This window comes from Paracoccus albicereus (genome assembly GCF_024359525.1).
Classification (GTDB): Bacteria; Pseudomonadota; Alphaproteobacteria; order Rhodobacterales; family Rhodobacteraceae; genus Paracoccus; species Paracoccus albicereus.
The window spans coordinates 664,447-681,848 of the sequence record NZ_JAKZEU010000001.1 but is presented as its reverse complement, the minus strand read 5'-3'; the positions used below and the strand labels follow the sequence as shown (position 1 = coordinate 681,848).

Annotated in this window: 18 protein-coding genes; 8 read left to right on the top strand and 10 right to left on the bottom strand. The window is 66.0% G+C overall.

The features are described 5' to 3' along the window. Window positions 1-73: 73 nt before the first annotated feature. Window positions 74-1,408, bottom strand: a complete 1,335-nt coding sequence (locus tag MLD63_RS03385) for an amidase (protein WP_255328432.1) — start codon at window positions 1,406-1,408, stop codon at window positions 74-76. Beyond that, entirely contained in the window at window positions 1,408-1,599 is a 192-nt protein-coding gene (locus tag MLD63_RS03380) for a DUF1674 domain-containing protein (protein WP_439957621.1), read from the bottom strand. The genes MLD63_RS03385 and MLD63_RS03380 overlap by 1 nt, the downstream gene beginning before the upstream one ends. A gap of 60 nt (window positions 1,600-1,659) precedes the next feature. On the opposite strand from MLD63_RS03380, the gene MLD63_RS03375 reads away from it, so the two are divergent. The 6 genes from MLD63_RS03375 to MLD63_RS03350 all read left to right on the top strand — a co-directional run bounded on the left by MLD63_RS03375 (window position 1,660) and on the right by MLD63_RS03350 (window position 8,768). After that, a complete protein-coding gene (locus MLD63_RS03375) occupies window positions 1,660-2,961 on the top strand; it encodes an RsmB/NOP family class I SAM-dependent RNA methyltransferase (RefSeq protein WP_369696985.1) in 1,302 nt (433 codons plus the stop codon). 76 nt (window positions 2,962-3,037) lie between these two features. Continuing rightward, on the top strand, window positions 3,038-4,621 hold the full coding sequence (gene purH / locus MLD63_RS03370) for a bifunctional phosphoribosylaminoimidazolecarboxamide formyltransferase/IMP cyclohydrolase (protein WP_255328429.1): 1,584 nt from the start codon (window positions 3,038-3,040) through the stop codon (window positions 4,619-4,621). After that, window positions 4,621-5,286, top strand: coding sequence for a signal peptidase II (lspA, locus tag MLD63_RS03365; protein WP_369696984.1), 666 nt, complete (start codon window positions 4,621-4,623; stop codon window positions 5,284-5,286). Before purH ends, lspA begins: the two co-directional genes overlap by 1 nt. A 35-nt stretch (window positions 5,287-5,321) precedes the next feature. Continuing rightward, window positions 5,322-5,843, top strand: coding sequence for a DUF3035 domain-containing protein (locus MLD63_RS03360; RefSeq protein WP_255328428.1), 522 nt, complete (start codon window positions 5,322-5,324; stop codon window positions 5,841-5,843). A gap of 88 nt (window positions 5,844-5,931) precedes the next feature. After that, the gene (locus tag MLD63_RS03355) at window positions 5,932-7,392 is read left to right on the top strand and encodes a M16 family metallopeptidase (protein ID WP_255328427.1); all 1,461 of its coding nucleotides are present in this window, start codon (window positions 5,932-5,934) and stop codon (window positions 7,390-7,392) included. Continuing rightward, complete coding sequence (locus MLD63_RS03350; RefSeq protein ID WP_255328504.1) at window positions 7,392-8,768, top strand: M16 family metallopeptidase; 1,377 nt, start codon at window positions 7,392-7,394, stop codon at window positions 8,766-8,768. The genes MLD63_RS03355 and MLD63_RS03350 overlap by 1 nt, the downstream gene beginning before the upstream one ends. A 74-nt stretch (window positions 8,769-8,842) precedes the next feature. On the opposite strand, the gene MLD63_RS03345 is transcribed toward MLD63_RS03350, so the two are convergent. Further along, window positions 8,843-9,022: a hypothetical protein gene (locus MLD63_RS03345; protein ID WP_255328426.1), complete on the bottom strand. Its 180-nt coding sequence runs from the start codon at window positions 9,020-9,022 to the stop codon at window positions 8,843-8,845. Window positions 9,023-9,149: 127 nt separating this feature from the next. Between MLD63_RS03345 and mutL the strand changes: the two genes are divergently transcribed. Then, window positions 9,150-10,952, top strand: a complete 1,803-nt coding sequence (gene mutL / locus MLD63_RS03340; RefSeq protein WP_255328425.1) for a DNA mismatch repair endonuclease MutL — start codon at window positions 9,150-9,152, stop codon at window positions 10,950-10,952. A gap of 3 nt (window positions 10,953-10,955) precedes the next feature. Here the strand turns inward: mutL and MLD63_RS03335 are convergent, their stop codons facing one another. The 3 genes from MLD63_RS03335 to MLD63_RS03325 all read right to left on the bottom strand — a co-directional run bounded on the left by MLD63_RS03335 (window position 10,956) and on the right by MLD63_RS03325 (window position 14,434). Beyond that, on the bottom strand, window positions 10,956-12,137 hold the full coding sequence (locus MLD63_RS03335) for a PQQ-dependent sugar dehydrogenase (RefSeq protein ID WP_255328424.1): 1,182 nt from the start codon (window positions 12,135-12,137) through the stop codon (window positions 10,956-10,958). A gap of 99 nt (window positions 12,138-12,236) precedes the next feature. After that, window positions 12,237-13,376, bottom strand: a complete 1,140-nt coding sequence (locus MLD63_RS03330) for a saccharopine dehydrogenase C-terminal domain-containing protein (RefSeq protein WP_255328422.1) — start codon at window positions 13,374-13,376, stop codon at window positions 12,237-12,239. Then, the gene (locus tag MLD63_RS03325; RefSeq protein WP_255328421.1) at window positions 13,373-14,434 is read right to left on the bottom strand and encodes a saccharopine dehydrogenase; all 1,062 of its coding nucleotides are present in this window, start codon (window positions 14,432-14,434) and stop codon (window positions 13,373-13,375) included. The genes MLD63_RS03330 and MLD63_RS03325 overlap by 4 nt, the downstream gene beginning before the upstream one ends. A gap of 150 nt (window positions 14,435-14,584) precedes the next feature. Between MLD63_RS03325 and MLD63_RS03320 the strand changes: the two genes are divergently transcribed. Further along, window positions 14,585-15,370, top strand: coding sequence for an MBL fold metallo-hydrolase (locus MLD63_RS03320; RefSeq protein ID WP_255328420.1), 786 nt, complete (start codon window positions 14,585-14,587; stop codon window positions 15,368-15,370). A gap of 3 nt (window positions 15,371-15,373) precedes the next feature. On the opposite strand, the gene MLD63_RS03315 is transcribed toward MLD63_RS03320, so the two are convergent. From MLD63_RS03315 to MLD63_RS03300, 4 genes are read right to left on the bottom strand one after another with little or no spacing between them, the layout of a single operon-like run. Next, window positions 15,374-16,021 (bottom strand): RluA family pseudouridine synthase, encoded by a 648-nt coding sequence (locus MLD63_RS03315; RefSeq protein WP_255328419.1) that lies wholly within the window; start codon window positions 16,019-16,021, stop codon window positions 15,374-15,376. Continuing rightward, entirely contained in the window at window positions 16,018-16,644 is a 627-nt protein-coding gene (locus tag MLD63_RS03310) for a LysE family translocator (protein WP_255328418.1), read from the bottom strand. Before MLD63_RS03310 ends, MLD63_RS03315 begins: the two co-directional genes overlap by 4 nt. 1 nt (window position 16,645) lies before the next feature. Then, entirely contained in the window at window positions 16,646-16,999 is a 354-nt protein-coding gene (locus tag MLD63_RS03305) for a GFA family protein (protein WP_255328417.1), read from the bottom strand. Then, the gene (locus tag MLD63_RS03300) at window positions 16,996-17,361 is read right to left on the bottom strand and encodes a GFA family protein (protein ID WP_255328416.1); all 366 of its coding nucleotides are present in this window, start codon (window positions 17,359-17,361) and stop codon (window positions 16,996-16,998) included. Before MLD63_RS03300 ends, MLD63_RS03305 begins: the two co-directional genes overlap by 4 nt. Window positions 17,362-17,402 lie beyond the last annotated feature (41 nt).

Below are 17,402 nucleotides of genomic sequence, written 5' to 3'. Positions count from 1 at the left end.
ACGACCAAACTACCGAATGGCCGCCGCCGCGTCCAGAAAAAGCCTGTGCGGGCCGGGGCCTTGCGCGAAAAGCTCAGCGCGCGGCGAGCCCCGCTTCCAGAGCCGCTGCAACCCGCAGCATCCGGCGATCCTGCCCCTGCGCACCCATCGCCATCACCCCGCAGGCCGGCTGACCCGTCGGCAGCGTCACAGTCGGCAGGTTGAACAGGTTGCCGATCCGTGTGTTGCGCAGGGTCAGCAGGTTGGCATGGGTGAAATAGGCCTCGTCCGTCGTCAGTCGCTTTGCATCTGGCGGCAGGATCGCGACGCTGGGCAGCAGCACCGCGTCGAACCCCGCAACGATCCCCGCCCATTCGGCCCTGAGCCGATACAGCTTCTCCCAACCGGCAACGTAGTCGGGGGCAGAAACATCCTTGCCGCCACGGAATCGGGCAAGGATCGGTGGATGCATCAGATCGGGTGCCGCCTCGATCTGCTCGCGCCAGATCGCATAGGCCTCGGGTGCGAACAGCGTCGGCGACAGGTCCAGCGCACGGGCGACGCAATCGGGCGCCGCACGACTGATCGTGGCACCGGCCCGGCCCAACCGATCCACCGCATCCTCGAAAGCCTGGACCGGTCCTTCCTCTGCATCCGCAAAGGGTGCGCCATCCAGGACCATCAGCCGCAGGTCTTTCGCTTCGGCTCCGCTCAGGTCGACCGCACGCGCCTCTCCGCGCAGAAGCGCAATGATTTCGGCACAATCCTCGACTGTGCGGGCCAGCGGTCCCGCGACATCGAAGCGACGGCACAGCGGCACCACCCCACGGCTCGGGATCGCCTCGGTTGTCGGCTTGAATCCAACAAGGCCGTTCCACGCCGCAGGCACCCGGATCGACCCGCCGGTATCCGAACCGATCGCGGCCGCAGCCAGGCCCATGGCCACCGACACGGCGGCCCCGCTGCTGGACCCGCCCGCGACCAGATCGGGATCCAGCGCGTTCGGCGCCGTCGCGGTTTTTGGGTTCAGGCCAAGCCCCGAAAACGCCAGTTCTGTCAGATGCGTCTTGCCCAGACAGACGGCGCCCTGCGCCGTCGCATGGGCCAGCACGGCGGCATCGCGGTCTGGCACCCGACCTTCCAGAAGTTGCGAGCCGGCCTCGGTCACGATGCCCGCGCTGTCGATATTGTCCTTCCAGGACAGGGCGACGCCGTCCAGAAGTCCACGGCGGAAGCCCGCCTTGGCGCGGTCATGCGCCGCGATCGCCTCGGCCCGCGCGCGATCGGGCGTCAGCCGGGCGTAGATCCGGTCCGTGTAGGGATTGGCTTCGGCCGCCGCGAGATAGGCCTCGGTCTGGTCCAGCGGGTCCAGCACGCCCGCCATGATCGCGCGGCCCTGTTCCGCCGCGCCCGCCTTCAACCAGTCCATCAGAAGTCCACCGCAAGACCGTTCTTTTCATAATCGCCGAAGCGCACCGGCTCAGGCCCGTCGCGGCCGCCATATTCGCGCGGCGGCGGCGCCTCGGCCGCGGCCTTCCTGCGACGCTCCTCGGCCTCGGCCAGGGCTCGGCGGGCAGCGGGTGGAAGATCGGCGGGCGGAAGATCGGGGCAGTCGTCCATGGTCATGCGCGCCTTTTCAGCCTAAGGGATACGCTTCCGATGTAGGCGAGACGCGACGAATTGGCAAAGGGCGAGACGACAGGCAAGCGGCGGCGGCAGGATGGTGCCGCCCGGACCGGCAGACAGGACGGCGCGCGCAAAGGCGCGCTGGCGCTGCTAGCGGGTGTGCGCGAAGGCGCGAGCCTCGGCGAACAGGCACCGCGACTGGACCATCTTCCGCCGGGTGAACGCGCGCGAGCCACGCGCCTCGCCGCCGAAGTGCTGCGCTACAGGGGCCGCGCCGATGCGCTTATAGCGCGCCACACGAACCGCCGCCCGCGTCCGGACATCGCCGACATCCTGCGACTCGCGACGGTCGAGATGCGCGCCCTGGGCGCGGCACCGCATGGTGCGGTCAACGTGGCGGTCGATCTCGTGCGCGGACTGGGTCCCAAAGGCCGGGCTGCCGCCGGAATGGTCAATGCCGTGCTGCGCAAGACCGCCGGTGATCCGGGCTGGGACGAACTGCCCCCGCAGCACCTTCCCGACTGGTTGCGTGCGCCTGTCGCTGCCGCCTGGGGCGACGAAGCAACCAAGGCGATCGAAGCTGCCCATCAGGCAGGCGCGCCGCTGGACCTGACGCTGAAGCCGGGCGCGACGCCGCCCGAGGGCGCAGAGAGCCTGCCGACCGGCTCGGCGCGGATGCCAGTGGGCGCCCAGGTCTCGGCGCTGCAGGGTTACGATCAGGGCGATTGGTGGGTTCAGGATGCTGCGGCGGCGATGGCCGTCAGGATGCTCGAACCGCAACCGGGCGAGCGGATCGTCGATCTGTGCGCCGCACCCGGCGGCAAGACGATGCAGCTTGCGGCCGCAGGCGCGCAGGTCACGGCGGTGGATTCCTCGGCCGACCGGATGGAGCGTGTGGCCGAAAACCTTGCCCGCACACAGCTTCAGGCGACCCTGATCACGGCCGATGCGTTGGCATGGCAGCCGGAGCACTCGCTCGACGCGATCCTTCTGGACGCGCCCTGTTCGGCGACCGGCACCATCCGCAGACATCCCGACCTGCCCTTCATCCGCGATGGCGAAGGAATCGCCAGCATCATCGAATTGCAGGGACGACTGCTGGATCGCGCGTTGGAAATCCTGTCGCCGGGCGGGCGGCTGGTCTATGCCACCTGCTCTTTGCTGCCTGCCGAGGGTGAGGATCAGATTGCCGCAGCTCTGAACCGCCATCCGGGCCTGGTGGTCGAGCGTCCGGACATGCAAGGCGTCGATCCCGCGTGGTGGACCCTTCATGGCTTGCGGTTGCGTCCCGACTATTGGCCGGACAGGCAAGGGATGGACGGATTCTTCATCGCACGCCTGCGCAAACCCGCCTGACCTGTCTTACGGCGCGCTGGACCTTCAGCCCGCCGGACGCTAGTCAGCCCGCGAACCGCACAGCCGAGGCCCCGCCATGCCCGCCATCACCCCGATCAAGCGCGCGCTGATTTCCGTTTCCGACAAGACCGGGCTGATCGAGCTGGGTCACGATCTGGCCTCTCGCGGGATCGAGATCCTGTCGACCGGCGGGACCGCGAAAGCCTTGCGCGACGCGAACCTGACCGTGATCGACGTCGCCGAAATCACCGGCTTTCCCGAAATGATGGATGGACGCGTCAAGACATTGCACCCGGCGGTCCATGGCGGCTTGCTGGCCCTGCGCGACGATCCCGCGCACCGCGCCGCGATGGACGAACACGGAATCGGCGCGATCGATCTGCTGGTGGTGAACCTTTACCCCTTCGAAGAGACGGTGGCGAAGGGCGCAGACTATGACGATTGCGTCGAAAACATCGACATCGGAGGCCCGGCGATGATCCGCGCAGCGGCGAAGAACCATGCCCACGTCGCCGTCGTCGTGGACGTCCAGGATTACGATGCGCTGCGCGAGGCATTGGACCAGGGCGGCACGACGTTGGCGTTGCGCCAGACGTTGGCGCAAACGGCCTATGCGCGCACGGCCGCCTACGACGCCGCAGTCTCGACCTGGATGGCGCGCGCGATCGGCGAGGCCACGCCGCGCCGCCGTGCTTTTGCCGGAACGCTGGCGCAAGGCCTGCGCTACGGCGAGAACCCGCATCAATCGGCCGCCTTTTACGCCACAGGCGAAGCGCGCCAGGGTGTCGCGACCGCGAAACAGTGGCAGGGCAAGGAACTCAGCTACAACAACATCAACGACACCGACGCGGCTTTTGAACTGGTCGCCGAATTCGACCCGTCCGAAGGGGCCGCCTGCGCCATCATCAAGCATGCCAATCCCTGCGGCGTGGCTCGCGCCGACAATGCGCTTGATGCCTATCGCCGGGCTTATGATTGTGATCGCACCTCGGCCTTCGGGGGTATCGTCGCGCTGAACCGGTCGCTCGATGCGGACACCGCCAGCGCGATCACAGAAATCTTCACCGAAGTCGTCATCGCGCCGGGCGCCAGCGACGAGGCGCGCGAGATCTTTGCGGGCAAGAAGAACCTGCGCCTGCTGACCACGGACGGGCTGCCCGATCCGTCGGCTGCCGGTCAGGTCTTTCGGCAGGTCTCGGGTGGTTTTCTGGTGCAGGATCGCGACAACGGCCGGATCAGCGCCGCCGATCTGCGCGTTGTCAGCAAGCGACAGCCGACCGACGACGAAATGGCCGACCTGCTGTTCGCCTGGCGCGTGGCCAAGCACGTCAAGTCGAACGCCATCGTCTATGCCAAGGACCTTGCGACCGTGGGCATCGGCGCCGGGCAGATGAGCCGCGTCGACTCGACCCGGATCGGCCAGCGCAAGTCGCAGGACATGGCCGAGGCCTTGTCCCTGCCGCTGCCGCTGACGATCGGTGCCGCCGTCGCCTCGGACGCGTTCTTCCCCTTCGCCGACGGAATCGAGGCGCTGGCAGGGGCCGGAGCCAAGGCGGTGATCCAGCCCGGCGGTTCGGTCAAGGACGACGAGGTGATCGCCGCTGCCGACCGACTGGGTCTGGCGATGGTCCTGACCGGCCAGCGGCATTTCCGTCACTGATGGGCAAGAAACCGGATATCGGGCGCAAACCCCCGCCCCTGCGCAAGTCGCCTGCGCCGAAGAAACCCGTGGCGCCCGCCCCTGCCGTGACTCCTCGCCACAAGCCGTCCAAGCCTGTCGACAGACCGGCGCGCGCCGACATGCGTCTGACGCTGTGGGTCGCGGGCGTGATCATCCTGATCGACCAGGCACTGAAACTATGGGTCGTTCATGTGCTGGAACTTGATCGCCTGCGCGCGATCGACGTTTTGCCCCCGTGGCTGAACCTGCGCATGGCGTGGAACCAGGGCGTCAATTTCGGCCTGCTCTCCTCGGACCAGAACGTGATGCGGTGGGTGCTGATCGCCGTCGCGCTTGGCGTCTGCCTGTGGGTCTGGCTGTGGCTCCGCCGGGGACGGCCCGGCAAGCTTGGCCGGGTCGCTGCCGGTCTGCTGATCGGGGGTGCCATCGGAAACGTGATCGACCGGATCTTCTATGGCGCGGTGGCCGATTTCCTGAACATGTCGCTGCCCGGCTGGCAGAACCCGTTCAGCTTCAACGTCGCCGATATCGCGATCTTCGCAGGCGCCCTTGGCCTGGTTCTGATGCCCAATGCGGGCGGGGGCGCCGGCGGCGAAAAGCCTGTGGACGACAACACCCGTGACGACGCGCCCAAGAGCCGTTAGAACGAGCCCAACGAAACCAAGGGCAGGGGCTGCCGATGCGTCTTTTCGCACCGATCACCGTGACGATCCTGCTGTTGGGGGCCTGCAGCACCGACCAGCGGCTGATGAATCTCGACAGCCCCAGCAGCGACGGGCCGGATGAATTCGCGATCCTCCCCACGCGTCCGCTGGAACTGCCACCGGACCTGAACGTGCTGCCGGCGCCGACGCCGGGTGGCACGAACATCACCGATCCCGCCCCGATGGGCGATGCCGTCGCGGCGCTTGGCGGCAATCCCGGACAGTTGGCTCAACAAGGGATCGGCGCGTCCGACGGCGCCTTGGTCACCTATGCCGGACGTGGCGGCGTTTCACCGGGCATCCGTCAGGAACTGGCCGAGGCAGATGCGGCCTTCCGCGCGCGCAACGGCCGGCGCCTGCTGGAGAAACTGGCGGGGACGCCTGCCTATCAGCGCGCCTATCGCACCTACAGGCTGGACGCTCAGGCCGAAAACGAACGCTGGCAGCGTGCCGGCGCGCGGACGCCAACCGCTCCGCCGCCGCAGACCGAAGAGTAACCTCCAAGGCGACCCACACATTCCTGCGAGCCTGCTTGCGCGTCGGGTCTGCAGCGTCCACGTTCGATGGCGACACCGAATGAGGACAATGATGCGCCGTCTGAGCCTTGCCCTGTCGCTGGCACTTTCCCCCGTCTTCGTCGCACCGGCACTGGCCGAGATGCCCGAGGGGATCAGTCACTTCACCTTGCCAAACGGTCTGGAAACCGTGGTGATCGAGGATCACCGCGCCCCGGTGGTCGTGCAGATGGTCTGGTACAAGATCGGCTCGGCCGATGAGGTGCCGGGCAAGACCGGCCTGGCCCACTATCTTGAACACCTGATGTTCAAGGGCACCGACACGATGGAGCCGGGTGAGCTGTCCAAGACAGTGACCCGCAATGGCGGGATGGACAACGCGTTCACCAGCTACGACTACACCGCGTATTTCCAGCGCATCGCCTCGGATCGTCTGCCTCTCATCATGGAGATGGAGGCGGACCGGATGGCCAATCTTCAGATCGGAGAGGATGACTGGCAGGCCGAGCGGCAGGTCGTGCTTGAGGAACGCGCGCAGCGCACCGACAGCGATCCCCGTGCGCTGTTCGCCGAAGAAGCCAGCGCGGTTCAGTACTACAACCATCCCTACGGCCGCCCGGTGATCGGTTGGCGGTCCGAAATGATGGGCCTGACGCGCGAGGATGCGGTCAAGTGGTACGAGGATTATTACAGCCCGGACCGCGCGATCCTGATCCTGGCCGGTGACGTGACACCGGAACGCGCGCGTGAACTGGCTGAGCAGTATTACGGTCCGATCCCCGCGCATGGCGACATCGCGCCGCGCGTCAGGCCACAGGAACCCGACCAGCGCTCGCCCCGCCGGATGCAGATGAGCGATCCACGCGTTGCCCAGCCCGTGATGATGCGCACGATCCTCGCCCCCGAACGCAATCCCGGCGACCAGAAGAAAGCTGCGGCGCTGACCGTGCTGGCCGAGTTGCTGGGCGGCGACAGCCAGACCTCGGTTCTTGGCCGTCAACTTGCGCAGACAGGCAAGGCGCTGTGGGTCGGCGCCCGCTACGACGGTTTGTCGGTGGACCCCACGACCTTCACGCTAAGCCTTGTACCGCCGCCCGGTCGCAACATCGAAGAGGCCGAGGCTGAATTCGACGCCGTTCTGGCCGACTTCGTCGAAACAGGCCCCAATGCCGAGGATCTGGATCGGATCAAGACCCAGATCAGCGCGGCGCAGATCTACGCACGCGATTCGGCGCATGGCCGGGCCTACGATTACGGCCAGGGCCTGGCGACGGGCCTGACGATCGAGGATGTGAACGACTGGCCTGATATCCTGCGCGATGTCACCGCCGAAGAGGTGACGGAGGCTGCGCGTGACGTCCTGTCGTCGCGGGCGACCGTGACCGGCTGGCTTCTGCCCGAGGATCAGGCGGGACCCGACACCGCGTCAGCGCCTGCTTTGCCTGACGTCGAGGTGGCGCCCCTGCCGGCCGCAGCCGACGCCCCCGCCGAACCCGCTGCAGAAAATCCTGCGATGACGGAGACCCAATGATGCTGCGTGCGGCCCTTGCACTCTGCCTGACCCTGTTCGCGATCCCCGCTCAGGCAATCGAGATCCAGCGCGTCGAATCCCCCGGCGGGATCGAGGCCTGGCTGGTCGAGGATCACTCGATCCCCTTCACCGCGCTGAGCCTGACCTTCCAGGGTGGCGCCAGTCTCGATGCGCCGGAAAAGCGTGGTGCCGTCAACCTGATGACCGCACTGCTGGAGGAAGGCGCGGGCGAGTACGATTCGACCGCGTTCGCGGAGGAGGCGCAGGCCCTCGGCGCCAGCTTCAGTTTCGATGCAGGCGACGATTCGCTGGAAGTCGGTGCGCAAATGCTGACCGAAAACCGCGATCAGGCCGCGGATCTGTTGCGTCTTGCGCTGACCGAGCCTCGCTTCGACGATCAGGCGATCGAACGCGTCCGGGCCCAGGTGCAGGCCATCATTCGGTCCGAGGCGACCGATCCCGGCGCGATTGGTGCCAAGGAACTGTCGCAGCAGGCTTGGGGCGATCACCCCTATGCGACGTCGATCAATGGGACCATGGACAGTCTTGCGGCGCTGACGCGAGACGATCTTGTCGATGCCAAAGGGCGCGTTCTGGCGCGTGATCGGGTCTTTGTCGGTGCAGCCGGCGACATCACCCCCGAGCAGTTGGGGCAGCTGATCGACGACGTGCTGGGCGGCCTGCCAGCCGATGGGTCCGCGCCGCTGCCCGACATGGCCGAGCTGCAGCTGACGCCCGGCGTGACCGTGATCGACTGGGACAGCCCCCAGACTGTGGTCAGCTTTGCCGGTCCCGGCCTTCCCATTGAGGATCCGGATTACTTTGCAGCCTTCGTTGCGAACCACATTCTTGGCGGGGGCGGCTTCAGTTCCCGCCTGACCGAGGAGCTGCGTGAAAAGCGTGGCCTGACATACGGGATCCGTACGGGCATCGCCGCCGGACTTTACGGTCAGACGTGGCAGGGCGGCATGTCCAGCGCGAATGAAAAGGTCGGCGAAGGGCTGGACCTGATCCGTCAGGAATGGGCGCGGATGGCGACGGGGGAGGTCACCGAGGCCGAACTGAACGACGCCAAGACCTACATCACCGGCGAATACCCGTTGCGCTTTGACGGGAATGGCAAGATTGCGGGCATCCTGTCCGGGATGCAGCTGATCGGCCTGCCAATTGATTACATCAATAATCGGAACGCGATGGTCGAGGCGGTGACGGCCGAGGATGTGAAGCGCGTGGCGCAGCGCCTGCTGGACGCCGACGGGTTGCGGTTCGTGCTGGTTGGACGCCCCGAAGGGGTGGAAGCAACCGATCCGGCCGTGTCAGGCCAAGGCGATCCAGGATTGCGGAATTCGGACGAAGCCGTTCCTGCAGAGGGATAACGACTTTGATGCGAAAGCCCGGCTGGATGGCCGGGCTTTTTCACTTGTACAATCGGCGTTTTGCCTAGCGCAGGTCAGGGGTTCACCCGCACCGCGCCCGTGCCGCCGGCAGCCGCGCCGACCGCTGCACCGACCGGGCCGCCTACGGCAAGGCCGGTCGCACCACCGGTTACTGCGCGCGTCTGCGCGTTAGGGCCGCATGCTGCGAGTGCCAGCGTCGCAGTGCAGAGGATGATTGCAAACTTTCCCGTCATGTCGTGTCTCCCACGGTTGAACTGTCTGTGACCAAGTCAACGTCGATTTGCGCAGGCGGTTTCCGCCAAGCACAGCGAAGGCATCATTTTCTTTCGGGCGCCTTAGGCTGATGCTATATCTGGGGCCATGAATACCCATAGCCCCCATATCCGGCCTATCATCAGACAGTTGGACGAAGCTGCCGCGAATCGGATCGCGGCGGGCGAGGTGGTCGAGCGTCCGGCCTCTGCGGTCAAGGAATTGGTCGAAAACGCGCTGGATGCAGGCGCCAACCGCGTCGATGTCACCGTTGTCGACGGGGGAAGGGCTCTGATCCGTGTCGCCGACGATGGTTGCGGGATGACGGCAGAGGATCTGCCGCTGGCGCTGGCCCGTCACGCGACCAGCAAGATCGACGGCTCTGATCTTCTCGCGATTCGCAGCTTTGGCTTCCGGGGCGAGGCGCTGCCCAGCCTTGGTGCGGTCGGGCGTCTGACGATCACGTCGCGCGCGGCAGGGGCTGATGGTGCGACGATCTCCGTCGCCGGAGGGTGTATCGGCCCGGTCCGTCCCGCCGCGGGCAATCGCGGCACCGTGGTCGAACTGCGCGACCTGTTCTTCGCGACCCCTGCGCGACTGAAATTCCTGCGCACGCCGCGCGCCGAACTGCAGGCCATAGCCGAGGTCGTCCGCCACCTCGCGATCGCCGAACCGAGCGTCGCCTTCACGTTGAGCGATGGCGAGCGAGAGGTCTTTCGCGCTGATGCCGAACAGGGCGATTTCTTCGATGCGCTGCAGGCGCGGCTTGCGCGGATCATGGGACGGGACTTCATCGACAATGCGCTGGCCATCGATGCCGAGCGCGACGGCGTGACCCTGACGGGTTTCGCCGCCCTGCCGACCTATTCGCGCGGCGCGGCGGTCGCGCAGCATCTGTATGTCAACGGTCGCCCCGTCCGCGACAAGCTGCTGACCGGCGCACTGCGCGCGGGCTATATGGACGTCCTGGCATCCGGCCGCCATCCCGCGGCGGTCCTGTTCGTCGCCTGCGACCCGCAATTGGTGGATGTTAACGTCCATCCCGCCAAGGCGGAGGTGCGGTTCCGGGATCCAAGCGCCGCGCGGGGGCTGGTCGTCTCGACACTTCGTCATGCGATGGTCGGGGCGGGACACCGGTCAAGTTCGACGATCGGGACAGAAACCGCCGCTGCCTTCACCTCGGAACCTGTCGAGGCCGTAAACAACCCTCAGTCCAGGCCGCAGCCATCGCTGCTTGCGCGTCCGACAGCCTACGCTGCGCAAGCGCCGATCCGGCCCACGGGATTTGCTGAAACGCCGGAGGTCGCGCCTGCCCCGCCCGCGCAAGATTTTCCCTTGGGGACGGCTCGCGCCCAGTTGCACGAAAACTATATCGTCGCGCAGACGACAGACGGTTTCATTCTGGTCGACCAGCACGCGGCGCATGAACGGTTGGTCTATGAGCGTCTGAAGAATCAGGCGTCTAGGCGCGCCGTGACGCGCCAGGCACTGCTGATCCCCGAGATCGTCGCGCTGGATGAGGCCGACGCCAGACGCATCCTCGATCTCACCGAGGAGCTTGCCGATCTTGGTCTGGCCATCGAACCTTTCGGGCCGGGCGCGATCGCCGTCCGCGAGGTTCCGGCGATGCTGCCGCGGCTGGATGCAGGGGCGTTGCTTCGCGATATTCTTGACGATCTGAGCGACGGTGACGTTTCCGATCGGCTACGCGGCCGACTTGATGCCGTCCTGTCGTCGATGGCCTGCCATGGTTCGGTTCGGTCCGGTCGGCGGATGACATTGCCGGAAATGGACGCGCTTCTTCGAGAGATGGAAGTGACGCCCCGGTCAGGTCAGTGCAACCATGGCCGCCCGACATGGGTGAAGCTTAACCTCACCGACATCGAGCGGCTTTTCGGGCGTAGTGGCTAGGCCCTACTCACCACGGCTCACGCGGACCAGGGCACCGTTATCGGCGTCGGTCAGCAGCATCACCGAACCGTCCGAGGCGACCTCGACATCACGGATCCGGCCGATTCCTTCAAGGTGACGCGCTTCGCCCGCAACCTGACCATCCGCGATATCAAGGCGCACGATGGCCTGCGCGACAAGGCCACCGATCAGGGCATCGCCCTGCCATTCGGGGAACATGTCGCCGTCGTAGAAATCCATCCCCGACGGCCCGATCACCGGGTCCCAATAATAGACCGGTTGCTCCATCCCCTCGCGCGCTGTGATGCCTTCGCCGATCGGCGCACCGGAATAATCGATGCCATAGGTAATGATCGGCCAGCCGTAATTGCGACCTGATTGCGGCCGGTTCAGTTCGTCCCCGCCCTTAGGACCATGTTCGACCGTCCAGAGCTGGCCGTCTGGGCCTAGTGCGGCCGATTGCAGGTTTCGATGACCCCAGGACCAGATTTCAGGCTGTCCGTTCGGGATCTGTGGATTGCCGCTGGCTGCCCCACCTTCGGGGTTGATCCGCAACACCTTGCCAAGGTGTGTTGTCACGTCCTGCGCAAGCTGGCGCGGCTCGGGGTTCGATCGTTCGCCCGTGGTGACGAACAGCGCACCATTGCCGTCAAAGACGAGGCGAGAGCCGAAATGCTTGTCCGACTGCCAGGCCGGCTGCTGCTGGAAGATGACCTCGACATTTTCCAGCGCCGTACTGTCGGCCGACAGCGTGCCCGTGGCGACGGCGGTGGCGTTGCCACCCTCGCGCGGCTCGGCAAAGGTCCACCACAGGCGTCGCGTCTGGCCGAAATCTTCGGCAACAGCGACGTCCAGAAGACCGCCCTGTCCACGCGCATCGACCTCGGGCAGGCCTGTCAACGGGGCAGAGATCGCACCGTCCGGGCCGATCAACCGCATGCGGCCGGGTTTCTCGGTCACGACCCACACGCCGCCGGTCAGCTCGGCCATACCCCAGGGATGGACCAATCCTTCGACGATGTTCTCCGTCACCAGCGGAATGTCGTCCCCCATTTCGGGCGCACGGGTCTGTCCCGCAAATGCCGGCTGCTGGTTCGGCGCATGGGGTGGCGCTTCGTTGAACGCCGCCGCGCCTGTCGCGGTCGCGGCAAGGACGAGGGCGGTGGAGGAAATGCGGCGGAGCATGGCGTCGATCCCTTTCATGTGATGATGGGATCGGAACGTGGCATCGCAGCGGCCCGTTCCGGCAGGTGGCCGCAGACGGGATAACAATCGCGCCAGCGCTCAGCCGCGCAGGTGATCCACCCGCGCGACGTGCTGCGCGATCCGGCCGATTTCGACGAGCCAGTCGGCGATCAGATCGGGATCATCTGGCGCAGCATGGACGCCCGGCGCAATGCGCCCCGCGACCAAGGCCTCGACCGCCAAGGCTACGGTGACCGAGACGAGCCGGGCCATCGCACTCGCCTTGGCGTCGCCCATCGCGTCCAGCACCCATTCCTTGTGCCAGGTGGTCGCCCCATCGCGTTGCGCCTGTAGTGCAACGAACAGCACGACGCGGTCCGGCTCACCCGGCGCATAGGCGTGATCGCGCCAGAATTCTTCGGACATCGCGCGCAACCGTGCCTCGCCATCCGCGCCGGTCAGCCCCTCGATTTCGGTGAAGACGGGCGACCACGCTTCTGACCACCCTTTAAGGCGGATCGTGCCACGCACGAAATCGGTGACCTGCCAGGCGGAATCGAACCCGTACTGGTCGATGAAGGGCAACGAGTCCCGGTTCGGATAGACTTCGAAATGTTCGGGCACCGGCAACGGCGCGACATAATCATCGATTGCATGCCACGGGCGGGCGACGTCCCGTACCTCTCCCGCCCTAAGCGAGCGCGAGGGTGAGCGCAGCGCCCGCAGAACGCCCAGCGGGGACCAGCTGAACTTGTAGCGGAACGGGTTCGGATGCTTTGGCACCCCGCCGCAATAGGAGGTGAAGGTGACCGTATCACCCGGTTGTGCGACCTGACGGTAATCGGCAACCAGATCGTGCGCCATCAGGTGGTCGATGCCAGGGTCGAGCCCGACCTCGTTCACCAGTGCGACGCCCGCAGCCTTCGCCGAATCGTCCAGAGCCGCCATTTCAGGCGCGATGTAGGACGAACTGACGAAGTGCGCCCCGCGCTCGATGCAAAGTTGTGCCAACGCGACATGCTGATCCGCCGGCAGCATCGAGACGACGATATCGCCCTTGCGCAGCGCGTCCGCCAACGCCTCTGGCGTATAGGTGCGGATGTCGTCGGTCAGATCGCCGACCGCATCGCGCGCCTTGGCTTCGGTCCGGTTCCAGACAATGACGTCGTGACCGCCCTCGATCAGCCGACGCAGGCCGGGGATCGCGGAAAGTCCGGTGCCGATCCAGTGGATGTTCATGCGGGTTCTCCTGAAACATGGCGGTCGAAGGTCGCGCGGGCGCGGCCCCAGGCCCCGGCGTCCAAGGCATCGAGCTGCTGCAGCACCGGCAACAATTGTGCCGCGTAATCCTCGGAGCTCTCGCGCGGCAAGAGCGAGGGCAGGTTGTCGATTGCCACGACGTCCAGCGGTGGATGATCCGCCACCCGCAATGCGGGCTGCGCCCAGTCGGTCGTGCGGTCGTAGACCTTGATGGGTGAAAAGTCGCTGGTGGGATCGCAGGCGACATCACCGATCACCGTCAGCGCGCGGCCCGGCCGCACTGCGTCCGCGGGAACGAAGACCGGAACGCCGGGCTGGGCGAGGATCGCGTTGATGAAGATCTCGTGTCCAAGGATTTCGGGGAAGGGGCCGCCATGGGCCGTCTCGGCCATGTCCCACCGGGTGACGGTAACGCCCATCGCGTGAAGCAGGTCCGATGCACCGGTCCCGACGCGCCCCTTTGCGCCGATGACGATTGCATGGGGGCGTGGTCGTGCCGTCCCGTCCAGATGCGCGCGAAGATCGGCATCCAGCGCCTGCCGGTCGCGATAAGGTGCGATCGGACCGCAGATGCCGCCTAGCTGCTGCGCCGCCCAAGCGTAAAGCGAGACCGCCGCCCCCGCATAGCCTGCCCAGTACCCGAAGGCCGCCAGTCTGCGCCCGTCCTCGTCCACCAAGTATTCCAGATCGTAAAGCGTGCCGCCGCCTGCGCGAAACCGGTCGAGCAGGACCCGGCCGGCCGGCTGGCCCTTGAAGGCATGACCGAACATGATGTGACGGTGGCGCAGCGGCGTTCCGTCCTCGGGCAGCTCCTTCAGGCCGAAAACCAGCGCATCATCCGGCGCGCTGGTCCATGATCCTTCCGGCGCAATCGAGGCGCCCGCGGCCTCGTAATCGGCCGTTGGAATGATGCGCCGGCCGCTGTCCTCGACCGTGACGTGGATACCCTGCTTGCGAAGTGCCGCGACACCGTCAGGGGTGATCCCCACCCGGTCCTCGTTCGCCCGGCTTTCCGCCCTGACCCAAAGATGCGTCATCGCCTGCAACCCCTCGCTCGCGCCCCGAGAGGAAGTCCTAGGCGAGGGGCAGCACAGGGGCAAGGCGCGGAACGCGTGGCGGAACCCGCAGCGTCGCTTGGGGTTGGCGTGGTGAACATTTGGCAATCCACCCCAGCAGGAGAGAGAGAGATGCACGTGACACGCCGCACTGGACTGACGCTCGCCGCCGCCGCCGCGACCGCCGCAGCCTTGCCCCGATTTGCCGCCGCCCAGGACACCGCCGCGCCAGAAGCCACGAACAGCTACGAGGTTGAAGGCGGTCAGGTCACCTTTCATCCCGTCGAACATGCGTCGATGGTGATCGAGACGCCGGGCGGCGTGATCTACCTTGATCCCGTCGGCGGCGCCGATCTCTACGCCGACATGCCACCGCCGAACCTGATCCTGATCACGCATGAGCACGGCGATCACTATGACCAGCCGACGCTCGATGCGCTCGGCGAAGTCAGCATGATCACAAACCCGGCGGTTCACGACATGCTGCCCGAAGCGATGCAAGCGCGCGCCAACACGATGGCAAACGGCGACACGGTCGAGGCAATGGGCATGCAGATCGAGGCCATTCCGGCCCACAACACGACAGAAGATCGGATGCAGTATCACCCCGAGGGTCGCGACAACGGCTATATCCTGACCATCGGCGGCAAGCGCTTCTACATCGCTGGCGATACCGAGCCGACACCCGAGATGATGGCGCTGGAGAACATCGACGTCGCGTTCCTGCCGATGAACCTGCCCTACACGATGACGGTCGAGCAGGCAGCCGAGGCCGTGGCCGCGTTCAAACCAGCGGTGGTCTATCCCTATCATTACCGCGACAGCGACGTGGAAGAGTTCGCGCGTCTCGTGTCCGAAGGTGACAGCGGGACTCAGGTCATCATCGGCAACTGGTACCCGAACGGGATGGAAAGCTGACCCCTAGAACGGTACCGGCGCGTTGAAACTCTGCTGCACCCCGGTTTCGGGGTGCTTCAGGCGCAGGCTTTCAGCATGCAGCATCAGGCGCGGATGTTCGGCCGCTGCGCCGGTCGCGTAAAGCGGGTCACCCAGGATCGGGTGGCCCGTTTCAGCCATGTGGACCCGCAACTGGTGACTGCGCCCGGTTCTGGGATACAGACGGACCCGCGTTTCCATCGCATTGTTCTTCATCACACGCCAATCGGTCTGCGCGGGCCGGCCTTTTTCGTAGTCAACCTTCTGTCGCGGCCGGTTTGGCCAATCGACCCCCAGCGGCAACTCGACACGGCCGGTCTTGGGCTGCAGACGCCCCGACAAGCGTGCAACGTAGGCCTTCTTGGTGCGCCGATCCTCGAATTGCTTCGATAGGTGTCGCTGCGCGTGCGGCGTCAGCGCGAAGACCATCACCCCCGATGTATCCTGGTCCAGCCGGTGCACCAGCAGGATCGTCGGAAAGGCGCCGCGCAGGCGACCGATCGCACAATCGGCCTTGTCCTCGCCCTTGCCGGGTACCGATAGCAGGCCGGACGGCTTGTCGATGATCAGAATCTCATGGTCGGCATGGATGATCTCGGGCAGGCCGGGCGGCGGATCGTAGGTGTAGCTCATTTGGCAACCAGCCGGACCGCGAGGCCTGCGAACATCACCGCTGCGATCTTGTTGACGACGCCCATACGCCGCACCAGAAGCTGCCCGGCATAGCCCGCGACAAGACCATAGGCGACGGTCGCAACTGTGCCGAAGAAGGCAAAGATCAGGCCCAGGCTCAGCGTCTGCTGCCAGATCGGCCCGTATTCCAGCTTCGTGAACTGCGGCAGAAACGCCAGCAGGAACAGCACCGGCTTGGGGTTGAGAATGTTGGACATCGCACCACGCCGAAGGATGTTCCAGGTCTGCACGCTGCCGCGAGAATGCGAATCGACCGGGCCGGCGTGCCACGCGTTCCAGGCGAGCCACAACAGGTAGGCCGCGCCGGTGTACTTGATGGCGCGCAGCGCCTCGGGATGGGCCGCGACCAGCGCGCCCAGACCGATCGTCGCCAAGGTAACGTGGAAAAGGACGCCGAATCCGACACCGATCCCGGCCAGCATCCCCGCACGCGGTCCACCCTGGATGCCGCAGGCGCTGGCGAAAAACACGTCCTGGCCGGGTGCGATGTTGATCACCAACCCGCCTGCGATGAAGGTCAGAAGCTGCGCCAGCGGGATATTCGCGATCGTGTCCCAGATCATGCTAGTAGTAATCGCCCCTGCTGTCCCATTGCGACGGCGCGCCCAGCGTCAGGCCGGTCGGCGCATCAAGGCTGCCTGCCGAGACGTCGATCGCATCCTCGCCGTTCTTCGCCCAGAACAGGAAGGAACCGCAAGTCGGGCAGAAGCCCCGCTCGGCGGCATCCGTATGGGCGTGACGGGAGACCGGGCCGTCGAAGACGACATCGGCGCGCGGCAGGGTGACATAGGCCCAGACATGGCCCGACTGGCGTCGGCATTGGCTGCAATGGCATTCATGGGCGATCCGCGCGTCCGTCCGCGCGCGCAGGCTGACGGCGCCGCACAGGCAGCGCCCGGTCACGTCGCGCTTGCTCATTGGTCGCTTTGCGGAAGGCCGTCGGTGATTGTGTAATAATCACCCTTGTCGGCGACATAGATGTGCTGTGCCAGCCTTAACCCCGTCGGGTTGTCGATGGCGCCGGCCGAGACTGACAGCGCCTTTCGCCCATCAGGCCGCCAGAACAGGACCGAGCCGCAAGTGGGGCAGAAGCCGCGTTCCGCCTTGTCAGAAGACCGGTACCAGCGCACCTCGCCCGTCACTACCGGATCTTCCATCAGAAACGATGCCCAGACATGCCCCGACTGGCGCCGGCACTGGCTGCAATGGCAGGCCGCCACATCAGGATCGTCCACGCGGCCTGAGAAAGTCACCGCGCCGCACAGGCAGGAACCGTCCATGATCAAGCCTCCTTGGATCTATGATCGCAAGGATGGACCCG

Bases quoted from the DNA above. Each gene is read 5' to 3' on its own strand.
- MLD63_RS03385 (WP_255328432.1), bottom strand. From the start codon at position 1,408: ATGGACTGGTTGAAGGCGGGCGCGGCGGAACAGGGCCGCGCGATCATG.
- MLD63_RS03380 (WP_439957621.1), bottom strand. From the start codon at position 1,599: ATGGACGACTGCCCCGATCTTCCGCCCGCCGATCTTCCACCCGCTGCC.
- purH (WP_255328429.1), top strand. From the start codon at position 3,038: ATGCCCGCCATCACCCCGATCAAGCGCGCGCTGATTTCCGTTTCCGAC.
- lspA (WP_369696984.1), top strand. From the start codon at position 4,621: ATGGGCAAGAAACCGGATATCGGGCGCAAACCCCCGCCCCTGCGCAAG.
- MLD63_RS03360 (WP_255328428.1), top strand. From the start codon at position 5,322: ATGCGTCTTTTCGCACCGATCACCGTGACGATCCTGCTGTTGGGGGCC.
- MLD63_RS03355 (WP_255328427.1), top strand. From the start codon at position 5,932: ATGATGCGCCGTCTGAGCCTTGCCCTGTCGCTGGCACTTTCCCCCGTC.
- MLD63_RS03350 (WP_255328504.1), top strand. From the start codon at position 7,392: ATGCTGCGTGCGGCCCTTGCACTCTGCCTGACCCTGTTCGCGATCCCC.
- MLD63_RS03345 (WP_255328426.1), bottom strand. From the start codon at position 9,022: ATGACGGGAAAGTTTGCAATCATCCTCTGCACTGCGACGCTGGCACTC.
- mutL (WP_255328425.1), top strand. From the start codon at position 9,150: ATGAATACCCATAGCCCCCATATCCGGCCTATCATCAGACAGTTGGAC.
- MLD63_RS03335 (WP_255328424.1), bottom strand. From the start codon at position 12,137: ATGCTCCGCCGCATTTCCTCCACCGCCCTCGTCCTTGCCGCGACCGCG.
- MLD63_RS03330 (WP_255328422.1), bottom strand. From the start codon at position 13,376: ATGAACATCCACTGGATCGGCACCGGACTTTCCGCGATCCCCGGCCTG.
- MLD63_RS03325 (WP_255328421.1), bottom strand. From the start codon at position 14,434: ATGACGCATCTTTGGGTCAGGGCGGAAAGCCGGGCGAACGAGGACCGG.
- MLD63_RS03320 (WP_255328420.1), top strand. From the start codon at position 14,585: ATGCACGTGACACGCCGCACTGGACTGACGCTCGCCGCCGCCGCCGCG.
- MLD63_RS03315 (WP_255328419.1), bottom strand. From the start codon at position 16,021: ATGAGCTACACCTACGATCCGCCGCCCGGCCTGCCCGAGATCATCCAT.
- MLD63_RS03310 (WP_255328418.1), bottom strand. From the start codon at position 16,644: ATGATCTGGGACACGATCGCGAATATCCCGCTGGCGCAGCTTCTGACC.
- MLD63_RS03305 (WP_255328417.1), bottom strand. From the start codon at position 16,999: ATGAGCAAGCGCGACGTGACCGGGCGCTGCCTGTGCGGCGCCGTCAGC.
- MLD63_RS03300 (WP_255328416.1), bottom strand. From the start codon at position 17,361: ATGGACGGTTCCTGCCTGTGCGGCGCGGTGACTTTCTCAGGCCGCGTG.